This window comes from Nocardia sp. NPDC004573, from assembly GCF_053602135.1.
Genome location: NZ_JBSGDA010000034.1, coordinates 60,251 through 71,704, shown reverse-complemented (window position 1 = coordinate 71,704; position 11,454 = coordinate 60,251). Strand labels below are relative to the sequence as shown.

13 protein-coding genes and 1 pseudogene are annotated in these 11,454 nt (G+C 64.2%); 9 read left to right on the top strand and 5 right to left on the bottom strand.

The genetic code is table 11. The annotated features are described in order from the left end of the window. The 4 genes and pseudogenes from ACWEKR_RS32930 to ACWEKR_RS32915 all read right to left on the bottom strand — a co-directional run. Nucleotides 1-465 (bottom strand): annotated as a pseudogene (locus ACWEKR_RS32930) (DNA-directed RNA polymerase subunit beta); the annotation flags it as partial. A 328-nt stretch (nucleotides 466-793) separates the two neighbouring features. After that, complete coding sequence (locus ACWEKR_RS32925) at nucleotides 794-1,993, bottom strand: Cmx/CmrA family chloramphenicol efflux MFS transporter (protein ID WP_452357816.1); 1,200 nt, start codon at nucleotides 1,991-1,993, stop codon at nucleotides 794-796. A gap of 283 nt (nucleotides 1,994-2,276) precedes the next feature. Beyond that, nucleotides 2,277-2,831 carry a hypothetical protein gene (locus tag ACWEKR_RS32920; RefSeq protein ID WP_452357815.1) on the bottom strand — a complete coding sequence of 185 codons (555 nt, stop codon included), beginning with the start codon at nucleotides 2,829-2,831 and terminating at the stop codon, nucleotides 2,277-2,279. A gap of 125 nt (nucleotides 2,832-2,956) precedes the next feature. Next, nucleotides 2,957-3,286 (bottom strand): hypothetical protein, encoded by a 330-nt coding sequence (locus ACWEKR_RS32915; RefSeq protein ID WP_452357814.1) that lies wholly within the window; start codon nucleotides 3,284-3,286, stop codon nucleotides 2,957-2,959. Between the two features lie 80 nt (nucleotides 3,287-3,366). Here ACWEKR_RS32915 and ACWEKR_RS32910 point away from each other — a divergent pair, with 80 nt between their 5' ends. Further along, nucleotides 3,367-4,770: a helix-turn-helix domain-containing protein gene (locus ACWEKR_RS32910; protein ID WP_452357813.1), complete on the top strand. Its 1,404-nt coding sequence runs from the start codon at nucleotides 3,367-3,369 to the stop codon at nucleotides 4,768-4,770. After that, nucleotides 4,767-4,976 (top strand): DUF397 domain-containing protein, encoded by a 210-nt coding sequence (locus ACWEKR_RS32905; protein WP_452357812.1) that lies wholly within the window; start codon nucleotides 4,767-4,769, stop codon nucleotides 4,974-4,976. The genes ACWEKR_RS32910 and ACWEKR_RS32905 overlap by 4 nt, the downstream gene beginning before the upstream one ends. Nucleotides 4,977-5,098: 122 nt before the next feature. On the opposite strand, the gene ACWEKR_RS32900 is transcribed toward ACWEKR_RS32905, so the two are convergent. After that, a complete protein-coding gene (locus ACWEKR_RS32900) occupies nucleotides 5,099-5,518 on the bottom strand; it encodes a hypothetical protein (protein ID WP_452357811.1) in 420 nt (139 codons plus the stop codon). A gap of 422 nt (nucleotides 5,519-5,940) precedes the next feature. On the opposite strand from ACWEKR_RS32900, the gene ACWEKR_RS32895 reads away from it, so the two are divergent. The 7 genes from ACWEKR_RS32895 (at nucleotide 5,941) to ACWEKR_RS32865 (ending at nucleotide 11,445) form a co-directional block, all read left to right on the top strand. Then, a complete protein-coding gene (locus ACWEKR_RS32895; RefSeq protein WP_452357810.1) occupies nucleotides 5,941-6,444 on the top strand; it encodes an RDD family protein in 504 nt (167 codons plus the stop codon). Nucleotides 6,445-6,708: 264 nt separating this feature from the next. Continuing rightward, entirely contained in the window at nucleotides 6,709-7,881 is a 1,173-nt protein-coding gene (locus ACWEKR_RS32890; protein ID WP_452357809.1) for a hypothetical protein, read from the top strand. Then, the gene (locus ACWEKR_RS32885; protein WP_452357808.1) at nucleotides 7,878-8,387 is read left to right on the top strand and encodes a hypothetical protein; all 510 of its coding nucleotides are present in this window, start codon (nucleotides 7,878-7,880) and stop codon (nucleotides 8,385-8,387) included. Before ACWEKR_RS32890 ends, ACWEKR_RS32885 begins: the two co-directional genes overlap by 4 nt. Next, nucleotides 8,341-8,979, top strand: coding sequence for a DUF3558 family protein (locus tag ACWEKR_RS32880; protein WP_452357807.1), 639 nt, complete (start codon nucleotides 8,341-8,343; stop codon nucleotides 8,977-8,979). The genes ACWEKR_RS32885 and ACWEKR_RS32880 overlap by 47 nt, the downstream gene beginning before the upstream one ends. Nucleotides 8,980-9,200: 221 nt before the next feature. Further along, nucleotides 9,201-9,713 carry a DUF3558 domain-containing protein gene (locus ACWEKR_RS32875; protein WP_452357806.1) on the top strand — a complete coding sequence of 171 codons (513 nt, stop codon included), beginning with the start codon at nucleotides 9,201-9,203 and terminating at the stop codon, nucleotides 9,711-9,713. A 14-nt stretch (nucleotides 9,714-9,727) separates the two neighbouring features. Beyond that, complete coding sequence (locus tag ACWEKR_RS32870; protein ID WP_452357805.1) at nucleotides 9,728-10,111, top strand: hypothetical protein; 384 nt, start codon at nucleotides 9,728-9,730, stop codon at nucleotides 10,109-10,111. Beyond that, the gene (locus ACWEKR_RS32865) at nucleotides 10,111-11,445 is read left to right on the top strand and encodes a hypothetical protein (RefSeq protein ID WP_452357804.1); all 1,335 of its coding nucleotides are present in this window, start codon (nucleotides 10,111-10,113) and stop codon (nucleotides 11,443-11,445) included. The genes ACWEKR_RS32870 and ACWEKR_RS32865 overlap by 1 nt, the downstream gene beginning before the upstream one ends. Nucleotides 11,446-11,454 lie beyond the last annotated feature (9 nt).

The following is an 11,454-nucleotide window of genomic DNA, read 5'->3' as shown; positions in this document are numbered from 1 at the left end:
GCCCTTGTCGGTCATCATCGGGAAATCACCCATGAAGACCGTCTGGCTCTTGATCTCACCGGTGTTGTTGTTGATGAACTCCGCCGTCACGAACAACGGAGCCGCATACGTCATGTCCTTGTCTTTGCACTCATCGATCGAGGCCTTGACCTCTTCGAAACGCGGCTCGGAGAGCGTCAGCGACATCGTCCCGGCGAAATCCTCGATGGGGCTGATTTCCGCGAGCACTTCCGCCAGTCCGCCCGCGCTCTCGCCGTGTGCCGCCGCCCGCTCGCGCCGGGCGGGCGCTCCGATCAACCATTCGAACGAATCGAGCTGGATCTCCAGTAGACCCGGAACTTCCAGTGGCTCACGAATTTTCGCGAACGAGAGCCGATTCGACGCCCGGGAGGAACCGGCGTCGGCAGGCATTGCGGCATCGACATCGGCCTGAGTCGAGACTGTCAAGATGCGTCCTTCCAGCACCTCGTACCGCCCACGCGTTCGCGTGGTCGGCACGATATCTGCTTGTCCTGTGGGCGGTATTCATCACGCACCGTGCTGGACTGTGCCCGAACATGCCTCGACAACAACGGGTAGAAGGTGGCACGCAGACAGTGCCACTTTCCACGGTCGATTCGTATTTCGAGAGTTGGACAGCACGCGACCCGGCGCGAAGCCCTTAAATTACACCCAAATGAGACCGATGTCGAGGGCATCAAAAAATAGACACATGATTTCTTGTGTCTTCCCATGTTTATAGTGGCATCTCGATATGGGCTCCGTCAAGTCTATTAGCGGTAATTCGCCACATTCACTCGATCGGTTCTCCGGTCGTGGCCGCCGCGGCCGGAGCGGGGACCGGGCGTCGGGATGCGCGGACGACGGTCACCGCTGCCGTCGTGAAGACGATGCCGCACCACAACGCCGTCGCGGGCTCACCCGTGTGGTCGACAGTCGCAGCGGCGACGGCGGGGCCGACAACAGCGCCGATATTGAATGCGGTGGTGGCCAGCGCGCCCGCGAGTCGCGGTGCGGCGGGCGCGGCGGTCTGCACGATCGTGGAGATCAGTGTGGAGCCCACGCCGAACGCGACCGCCCCGGATATCGCCGCCATGATCGCCACCCCTGGCAGCGTGTGCGCGGTGAGCGCGGCCAGCAGCCACACGAGGACGAGACCGCTCGTGCCCAGCTCGATGATCCGCTCACGATGGCGGTCGCTGGAGCGGCCGGTGAACGTCACACCGGCGAACGAGCCGAGGCCGAACAAGGCCAGCACAACCGGAACCCAACGGCCACCCGCCTCGCCGAGCCCGGCGGTGATCGAGCCGAGGAACGTGAACCCCGCGAAGGTCGCCCCGTTGACCAGGACCGCGAGCAGGACAGCGGTGCGAACCGGACGTCCGCCGAGGACCGCCCACTCCTTCCGCAGGGAGGGCTCCCGCGTGGCCGGCCGATCACCGGCTTCCACGGCGCGGGGCGTCATCGTCCACACCGGGATCACCGCCGCGCCGCTGATGACGGCGACGGCCCAGAACGCGGCGCGCCAGTCCCAGACCTGCCCCAGCAGCGTCCCGGCCGGAACACCGGCGATGCAGGCCACTGTCACCCCGGACACCACCACCGAGGTCGCGCGCCCGACCACGGCAGGGGCGACCAAGCGCGGCAGGGCCGCCAGCGCGAGAGCGAGGAATCCGGCGTTGGTGACCGCCGCGACGACCCGGGTCGCCAGCAGTACCGCGAAATCGCTGGTCATCGCACCGGCGACATGGGTCACACAGAACAGCGCCAAGAACGCCGCCAGCGAATGCCGGACCGGCAATCGGCCCGCCGCCATCGCCATCGCCGGCGCTCCGAGCACCATGCCCGCCGCGAACAGCGAGGTCAGTAGACCGGCAGTACCGAGCGAGACGCCGACGTCGACGGCGATTCGCTCCAGCAACCCGGACACCATGAATTCGGACGTGCCCTGCGCGAACACCGCGACAGCCAGCACGAACACCACAATGGGCATAGGAGAACTCCCCGGATACAGGGCGCCGCGCAGACCGGCGCGGCGCCCGGGATGGTCGCGGAATCCGGGCGAACCGTCGCCCGACCGCGGAGAAACCGACATCGTCCGGCATTGCGGCAAATCTGCCGATCGCACTACGACCGGCAGTTCTGGACCCGCGACGCCGCCCAGCACATATGCCGGGCGGCTATCGTCTGGACGCCTCCGGAGAATTCACGCCCACACCATAACAACGCACTTCCGCCGGGCCAACGTATTATTCATCCTGCCGAAATTCCGGTATTCAGTGCGACCGCAGGCGAGATATGGCGGTGCGGTTCGCGTCGGGATCCAGAGTTATGGCCGCCGCCCAGACGTGTGCCGCGACGGCGCGCTGGTCGAAGAGAGCGACCCAGGTATCGGTGGACTCGCGGGTGTCGGTCACCCAGGTGGGCGTCGGTCCGAGTTCGGGTAGGTGGATGTAGGTCAAGCAGGTGTAAGCGCGTCCGCGGGCATCGAAGATCGTTGCGGCGCAGACAGGGTCGGAGGTGGCGCGCTCGCTCAGTCGGCCTGTTTTCGCGGCCTGGATCGCGTCCGGGGGCACGCCGTCGGCTCCGGTGAACATCTCGCCCACCGTCAGGTAGGCGAGGCCGAAGCCCCACAGACGGCGGGTGAATCTCCGGATCAGCCCTTCGGCGGAATCCAGGATGGGGGAGCGCTCGGCGTCGGGATCGAGGACTATCGGGAGGTGGGCCGCGTCGTGTGCGGCGCGGCTCTCGGTGTGGGCGAATCCCCAGAAGTGCACAGTGTCGGTGTCGGCGGCGTCTGCGCGGCGCTCGGTCATCATTGCCGCGAGCATCGAATCGATCGTGGCGCGGGGTGGGTATCGGATGGTGGAATTCGCCGGCTTCCGCGACTCGGGTCGCGGACGGTTTCGTCGCTTGGGCATGTCCCTCTCGGTACTCGCACGGGTGATGGAATCGGTCAGGCGAGATCGCCGGGCCGGCTCGGGGCCGGATCCGGTGTTCGCGCCCTGCTCGCGGACAGCAGAACCGCCCAGAACTGGGCGCGTACCGCGTCCCACAGCCGGAAGTGGCGCGGGAACCATTCGCGAACCTGCGCCAGGTCCGGAAGTGCGCGCTCGTCGAACGCGACGAACCCGCTCTGGCCCAGCGGAATCGGCACTGTGTCGCCGTTGTTGCGCAACCGATAGGCCGGGGCCGGGTCGGCGTCGTCACGCAGGAACAGGATTTCGATGCGGGTCCCCACTATCCGCCATCCGGCCTGCGCGGTTCCCGCCGTGGTGCGATGCAATCGGGTCACCCTCGCGCGGATTCCGGTGGCGTCGCCAACGCCGACAACCGTTCCAGCACGGCCTGAATCGTGGGCACATCGTGGCGGTGATCGGCGCTACGACCTTCGTCGAGCGACGGGAACTGCATGCCACGTGCGGCGGCGCGTTCACGGTGGCTCACCGCCTGAGGTGTCAGCCGTCCCGCGAATACGAGCGTGCGGTACGCCGCCGCCTTCCACGCACACCGCTCGCTTCGGCAGGCCAGATGAGCCCGCATCTGCTCGTGCGCCAGCTGTACGTCGGCGTGACGGCAGCTGTCAGGCAGGGCGAACAGGGCGTCCGGTGTTTCACGGCCGCCGTCCCTGTGGGGTCCAGCGCCGTGCCTCGGCGGCCGGAAATCGCGCGTAGTCGGCTCCGACGCGCGGGAATCGGTGACGGAATCGCTTTCTGTTCCATGGTGTTCGGCCATGTGCATATGCTGCGGGCGTGTTCACGACGGGAGGCTCGAAACGGCAGGCGCGCGGCAAACGGCGCATACACGCTGAGCGATTCCCGAGTTGGGCGCACATCGATTCTCGCCGTGGGAAAAAACATGCCACACCGTGGGAGAGCAGGGGAGGACACAGCGGAAATGGTCGGTAGCAAGTCGGACATCAGCCGGACGACGCTGCCGCGTCGCCAGTTGGGCCGCGCACTGCGCGACGCGCGCCAGGCCAACGGTTACACCCTCGAGCAGGTAGCCGAAGTCCTGGAGATCAGCCGATCGTCACTCGGACGGCTGGAGTTGGAGCAGAACGAGAAGGTCAAGGTTCGCGACATCGAGTTCATCTGCCAGTACTACGGGCTATCGGAGAGTCAGACAGAATACTTGAAGTCGCTTGTGGTCCACGCCAACACCAAGGTTTGGTGGCAGGATTACCGGAGTCTGATTCGCCCTGGTTTCAACACGTATCTCCACTTGGAGGCGGCGGCAACGGAGCTCCATTTCTTCCAGTCGCTTGTCATTCCCGGCCTACTGCAGACCGCCGAGTATGCGCGCAACGTGGAAGCCTTTCCGTCGACCTCCACTGCGGACGAGATCGAGAGACGTGTAGCACTGCGGGTGAAGCGATCCACGATACTTACCCGCCGACACCGGCCGATGCACGCAGAGTTCCTCGTGCACGAGGCCGTGTTGCGTACCGTAGTCGGCTCCGTAGGCACTATGGCGAGACAGCATCAGCATATTGCGGATCTGAGTACGAGGGACAATGTTTCAATCCGCATCCTGCCGTTCACCGCTGGCTTTCCGGCGGGATCAGCGATACCGCCCTATATAATCCTTGACTTCTTGCGTCAAGAACCGTCGGTCGTCTACACCGAAGGAGCGATCGGCACAATGATTTTCGAGGAAGATGAGGATGTAGCACGATTTCGAGATATTTTCGATGCCCTTCGTGACGCCGCGCTTCAGGAGCGGCCATCGAGAGACCTACTGCGAACCATGGCAAGGAGATACGAGTGACCGGCGACCTATCCCGTAGGCAGTGGTTCAAGTCCAGTTATAGCGGTGGTGGCGAATCGTGTGTGGAAGTCGCCTGGCTCGCTGATGGTCGCGTCGGTGTCCGTGATTCGAAGAACCCGACTGGTCCGAGTTTGACCTTTACGCCGGGCAGATGGGACGCCTTTACGATGTTCGTCGCAGGCGAAGCGTTCAACCTTTCACTATGACCGGCGGGTCTGGGGTAGCAGACAGGCGACGGCCTGGACTTCGGCTTCGAGCCCGACGTCCGGGCCGTCGTCGTGTCGACACACGGAGGTCACGCAAAATCACCCGCTACCGACAATCCGGATCAACGGCGGCTGAGCCAAACTGCCGCCAGTGGGTACGGAGCGATGATCGGGGTCCCGGCGATGTTCACCGTTCCCGACCAGAGCCCTTGCCGGGGGTCGATGTCATGCAGGTCCAGCCCGAACGGAACGAAGTCGAACGAAACATACGTCTCGTCCGGCCCGACCGGCGTCTGATGCCCGCCCCGGCTGGAACCACCGCAAACCAGCACCACCGTCTTGCCGTCCACAAACACTTGCAGGTCGCAGTTCTCCAGAGGCGACCCGATCACATTGGAGGGTCCCCGCCCGATGTGGTAGGTCCCAGGCGGAATAACACCGTTGCGCGGAAACTCCGGATCATCAGCGGAGGCGACGGCAGGAGCAACAGATACCGCCGCAGCAGCAAGCACAAACCCGGCCAAGATCTTGCCCAACTTCATCGTTCCAACTCCTCGGAAATCAGTCCAACCCAGTCGTATGTCCCAGCCCTCACCGAACTCGTTACTGCACTGCCACCCTAGATGCGAGCCCGAACCCGCGACACCACAACGCCGTGAGATCGATTCGTACCGCTCCGATCAGGTGGCGGCGAGTCATCCTCAGCTCGTTGGTTGCCCCCAGCGCAGACAGGCAGACACGACAACGAAAATTCAGTGGATCGAGGCTCTGCTGCTGCGGCAGGCAGCCATGGACCGGTTGTCTCACCTCGATGCTTCGGAAGCATTGTGAGCGATCATGTCCGGTCGACTTCGGATACCTTGTGCGTTGCCGAACAGTCTGCAACGCAGTGTCTTCGGCACGGTCGGCGAAACGACCGCGGCGCAGAAGGTAGCGGCCCAGTACAGCGAGGGAACTCGATCAGATGAACACCGGCAACACCAGTTCACCGGAGACCCGCACCGAAGGGATGTCGGACCGTGGCGAACTACCGCTCGAGGACCCGCCGTCCGTGCAGGACTGCGCCTCGCGGGCTGGGACAGCCGGCACCGGCACCACCCAGTTCATGACAGGACGACGACCACCTGGCCGTGACTCCACGCGGGTCGGTTTCCCTCTGTTCGTCGCTGCGTTCGTTATCGACATGCTGCTGCACATCGCTGTGAGCGCACTGGTCTGGTACGCGATGTGGCGATCCCCTGACGCTGCCGTCTCTCCGATCGTGACCGGCATGGCAGCCGGTATCGCCGCCTCGTTCCTCCACCGCACGCTGCTGCAACGGCTGTTTCGAACTACAACGGGCAAAGCGGTGTTCGGCCTGCAACTGAGGCAGGCGGACGGCACCTACCCGACCCTTCGGCGGCTGGTCGAGCAGTGGTTCCAAGGCGCCCTAGCCACAATCGGAGCACCACTGCAGCTTCTGGGTTGACCCGTCTCCCCGGCGCGCGTTTGGTCCTGAATTGCTTGAGCCGCAGTGTGTTAGGTTCGGCTTTGACGTATCTGGCCGTCTGAGGGGGAGGGGTAACAAGGTCGCAGAGACCCCCATCCATGGGCTGTCTCGCCTGCTCGTTTCAGAGCGAGATATTTCCTGTTTCAAGGGCGGCCGCCGTGCGCGTCTGTACACCGAGCGAAGAGGACGATGACAGAAGTATTCAGAGCGGAACCGACCGAGATCGCGGGCATGTCTGCCCTCATGGGGACGATCGGCACCGACCTGCGCAACGCCTCCGCCTATATCAACACCTATGCGAACCCGTCGAACAAGCCTATGGGTCGGATCATCTCCGAGATCGTGCCCGCCTGCGATGAACTGGTTGATTTCACCGGGCAGCGGTTCGCCGATTTCGCCTCGATCGCCACCGTTTCGGGCACGAACCTCAACCGCGCGGCGTGGATGTACCACGAGCAGGATCAGAAGACCTACGAGGCACTGAACCGGGCGACCCTCGAATACCCCACGACCGTCCCGGCCGCTGCGGACGGTCCGGAGCAGGGCGTGACGGCCGCGTATGCGAACCCTGTGCCCTATACCGCTCCAACGATGATCTCGCTGGGGCCTCCGGACACCATCGAAGAGGACCTGGTTCGCAAGATCGAAGAGAAGAGTGGTTGGCTGGGCGACTTCAATCAGGGCATCCGGCAGGCCACCAACAACGAGTGGAGTCCGCTCAACCAGCTCTTCGAGCCTTTGAGCGGCAACTGGAACGAACTCAAACGGATCGGAGCCGCGTACCGGATCGCTGGAGCCGCGCTCGAGGACAGCTCCAAGAATCTGGCGTGGGGAGTCAACAAACTCGGCTCCCATTGGGACGGCAAGGCGGCGATCTCGTTCGAGGACCACAGCCGAAACCTCAGCGCCGCCCTGGAATGGTGGGGACCAGTCGGCCGAACGGTCGACTTCGTGATGACCACGCTGGTCCAGCAGGTCACCGACGCGTGCCTGGCCATCGCCAACAAATTGAAAGAGATGCTGGAGGCCGAGGTCGACGTCTCCGACGGCAAGAGCGTGGTCAAGGTGGCACTGAAGAAGGTGCCGGTCGTCGGGACGGCCTATCAGGTGGCGAGTTTGGCCAACATCGTGCTGAGCGTCTGGAACACCATCAAACCCCTCCTGGAGAAGATTCAGAACCTGGTCAGCTCCGCCAAGAACCTGCTGTCCAGCATCACCGGCAGCAAGAGCGGCGGACCCGGCAAGTTCGCTCGGCTCAACGAAAACCTCTCCCCGCTCACGCAGACCGCTGTCAATGCGCAACAGGCGGCGATCGTCAGCTCCGATGTCGCGCGAATCGCCGCCGGCGCCGAAACCCAGCAGAAGGTGCCCCAGCAGGGCTATGACGTCGGCACCAACCCCTGGGAGAACGGATGATCGACCCTCATCTCGACCCAGAGGTCGAGACCCACCTGCGAGCGTTCATGGCTTCGGCCGCGGACCTGTCCACAGCGACCGCCCAGCTGGACAACGCGTCCCTGGAAGACATCGTGCAGCCGATTCGGGTCGAAGAGAAATTCATGACCTGGCTGGCATCCGCACCCGACGCCTCGCCGCAACTGCGGCAGTACGGCGCCCAAGTCCTCGCCGGATACTGCACGTGGCCAGAAATCGAAAAACACCTGGCGCTGGGCCTGCCGCCCGAGGTGGTCGCGTTGAAGTCGTCGCCGCGATACATATGGCCGTGGGCCATGAGTGAGCCCGATCCGTCAGCGACCACGGCCCCGAGCGGGCTTTCGGGCGGACTGCTATCGCCCCGCCCGGACCGAACGATGCAGAGCCCGGGCCGCCGCATGAGACAGGAGCCCGATACGGTCGGGCCCAGCGATTGGCCGGATGACTTCGAGGACCACCCCAGCACGCAGAGGAGCTGGCTTGTCTAGGTTTGCCCGGATTTCCCCGGCAGTGATTGCGCCGGCCATGGTTGTACTGGCCATCACCGGATGCTCCGAACCGGACCACGATGGCACACATACGTCCGCACCGGTGACGACCACAGACGGCGCGCCGGCGTCCCCTCCTTCTGCCGTCCCAAGCGTGAGCCCGATATCCGGCCTGGATGTGTGCGCCTTGCTGACCCCGGACGAAATCTTCCACGCGGTCGGCAAGCAAGGGCTGGCTCCGCATCGAACAGTCGACGAGAAAGACGGTCGAGTGGTCGCGGAATCCTGCAGTTGGGGTTCGGAAACAGAGGGGCTGGTCTCGGTGAGCTGGATGCGCGAACCGATCCCGGCATGGGGCGAAAATCCACAATCGCGCGCACTCACGGACACCGTCGGCCGCCGCGTCATTTTGAATGCCTGGGAGGGCAGAGCCTGCACGGCTTTTACCGAAGGCGTGACCGGCAACGTCGGAGTCAATATCATCCCGTCCGACGCTTCCTTGGCCGCTCGGCCATCGAGCCCGGGAGACGACATCTGCGACCGGAACCGATCGGGGATAGCCGCAGCGTTCGAGCGGGCGCGGCCCGCATAGACCTCGTACTCAGCCCCGATCATGGGGTGGTGACACGGCTGAGTCGGTTGACGCGCGATGACACCGCCCGCGGTCGTTCTGCGTTTGCCTCGGGGGCTATCCCGCATGTCGAGGAATCCCTGGGTCCGCGCGGGTAGGGGTGCACCGGCTGGCCGTCTGCTACCGTTGGCGAACCTGAGTCGTCGCGGGTCGAGAGGGTGGGGATGAGCCGTCGAATCACGTTGGCACTGCTGATCGGTGCGCTGACAGCCGGAGTCGTCGCCTGCGAGGACACCACGAGCGGCACGCCGACGACGGGATCCAGTACGACTGCGGCCCAGACTCTGTTCAATCCGTGCACGGGGATTCCTGACCAGGCGTTGCGGACTGCTGGGGTTGATCCGGCCACCGAGGAGCCCGGCATCGCCGGAGTGCCTCAGTCCGGCTGGGAAATCTGCAGCTGGCGAGGGTCCAAGTACACCATCACGGTGTTCTCGACCAGCCGTACAGTGTCTGAGTTCGAACGCAAGCCTGGGAACGTCGAGTTCCAGGACGTCACTGTCGCAGGTCGCCAAGGTCGGCAGTTTCGAGTCGAGGGGGCATCAAAATACCTTGATTGCGACGTACTGTTTCCGGCTTCCCAAGGTGTTGTGCAATTGAGAATCTTGAACCGTGCGGGCATGGACGGCCTGGAGGAGCCGTGCACGGTGTTATATCGGGCTGGCGAGTCGATTGTGCCTGCCATACCGCGTTGATCAGGGAGGGGCATATGAGCGAGGGAAACGCATCGGTGTGGGACCGGCTTGCTAGTCAAGCCAGAGCGGGGGAGCTATATCTCGACGACGAGAACGCTGCCTACCTATGCGCGAAAGCCTGTGACGAGCGCGTCTCGGCTCTGCAAGCGATGCGCGACTTCGCTCGTAACTTGGAGAATGTAGCGGGTTTCGGTGACTTCAAGATGGCTGACGATCTGGTCAGGAAGTTTCTGAAACAGGCTAGTGGCGAGGACAATTCGATAGACAAAGTTATCCTGGAACACATCGAGACCGTGAAGAACATGCGTGAGGTCATGGCGATCTCGTTCAAGCGGATCACTGGGCAGGACATCGAGAACGCGACGCAGTTCGCCGACAACACCGAGCAGGTGCGCTGATGGGGAACCCGTACGGTGGTATGCCGGTCTTCCAGCTCGACCAGGGGTTGGGTTCGGCGATGGTCCGCAGTCTCCAAGATTGGATTGCGGGTGAGGAGTTACAGCCCAAGGTCGATGCGGCCGAGGTGCAGGGCAAGTACAACCAGCAGCGCGATGGTGTGCGCAGCCGAGCTGCCGATGTCGGGTTCCAGGGCGAATTCCGGCCGAGGGAAGTTTTGGACGCGGACGAGTTCGAGCGGCACGATGTCGCGACGCTGCGCCAGAAGGTCGATCAGATCGATCTGAAGGCGGTCGGTGATCTGGTGACCGCGTGGAACGCCATCGCCGATCGGCACCAGACCTCGTTGGAGACCTTCACGAAGGCGATGGAGCGCGCCACCGACGACAGTGTGTGGCGAGGCGAGGCGCGCAACGCCGCGGCGAGCGCGGTCGGCGACTATGCCGCGCAAGGTGCGCAGGTCTCCAACGCGGCCCGGCTGACCGGCAATAAGCTGTCCGAATTGCTGACAGGGCTGGAGCCGACCAAACAGCTGGTGCCGCACGCGCCGGAGCATCGCAGTGGCTGGGACAACCTTCGTTCCTGGGCAGCCGGACGAGATTGGCGCAATGACGACGTCGCCGAGTACAACGCGAAAACCGAGGCGTTACGGGTGCTGCGGACCGTGTACTCCCCAGTCGTCATGGAGTCCGATACCAACGTGCCGGTGATTCCTCGCCCGGCTTCGAATCCGAGTGGATCCGACGACGGCAGCGTTCCGCGCGGCACGAACAATGGCAGCGGAAACCCTTCGGGGACGTCTTCGCCCAGCTCGAATCCCTCCGAGACGAATCCCAGCGACGATCCGACGACTACGTCGAGCACCGAGTCTTCGGACAACACCTCCGAAACGCCGGAGTCGACTACCGATCCGGCGCCCACCACGGAGGAGCCGACCACACTGGCGTCCACCACCCCCGCCGCGACCACACCTGCCTCGACGACGCCGCCGCCCAGTACATCGCCGAACAGCCCCGGCAGCCCGCACCTGAGCACGCCGGGCAGTCCGGGCAGTCCCACGGCCCCTAACGCGCCGGGTGTTTCGGTTCCCTCCAAAGGCGCACCGAACAACGCCACCGCGGTTCCGGCTGCCGCGCGGACCGGCGCGTCGCCCGGCCGCGCCGGCACGAGCGGTATGGGTGGGATGGCTCCCGGTGCGCGCGGTGGCAAGTCGGATGAGGAATCAACCAAGGGGATCCCGGACTACCTGATCACCCAGGAACACGGCAATGAGCTCACGGGGCTCGACGATCTGCCCCGTACGGTGCCGCCGGTCATCGGTGACAGCCAGCGGTAAGGACGTCAC

Excerpts from the sequence above, each read along its gene's own strand:
- ACWEKR_RS32925 (WP_452357816.1), bottom strand. The coding sequence starts at position 1,993 with ATGCCCATTGTGGTGTTCGTGCTGGCTGTCGCGGTGTTCGCGCAGGGC.
- ACWEKR_RS32920 (WP_452357815.1), bottom strand. The coding sequence starts at position 2,831 with ATGCTCGCGGCAATGATGACCGAGCGCCGCGCAGACGCCGCCGACACC.
- ACWEKR_RS32900 (WP_452357811.1), bottom strand. The coding sequence starts at position 5,518 with ATGAAGTTGGGCAAGATCTTGGCCGGGTTTGTGCTTGCTGCTGCGGCG.
- ACWEKR_RS32895 (WP_452357810.1), top strand. The coding sequence starts at position 5,941 with ATGAACACCGGCAACACCAGTTCACCGGAGACCCGCACCGAAGGGATG.
- ACWEKR_RS32890 (WP_452357809.1), top strand. The coding sequence starts at position 6,709 with ATGGGGACGATCGGCACCGACCTGCGCAACGCCTCCGCCTATATCAAC.
- ACWEKR_RS32885 (WP_452357808.1), top strand. The coding sequence starts at position 7,878 with ATGATCGACCCTCATCTCGACCCAGAGGTCGAGACCCACCTGCGAGCG.
- ACWEKR_RS32880 (WP_452357807.1), top strand. The coding sequence starts at position 8,341 with ATGACTTCGAGGACCACCCCAGCACGCAGAGGAGCTGGCTTGTCTAGG.
- ACWEKR_RS32870 (WP_452357805.1), top strand. The coding sequence starts at position 9,728 with ATGAGCGAGGGAAACGCATCGGTGTGGGACCGGCTTGCTAGTCAAGCC.
- ACWEKR_RS32865 (WP_452357804.1), top strand. The coding sequence starts at position 10,111 with ATGGGGAACCCGTACGGTGGTATGCCGGTCTTCCAGCTCGACCAGGGG.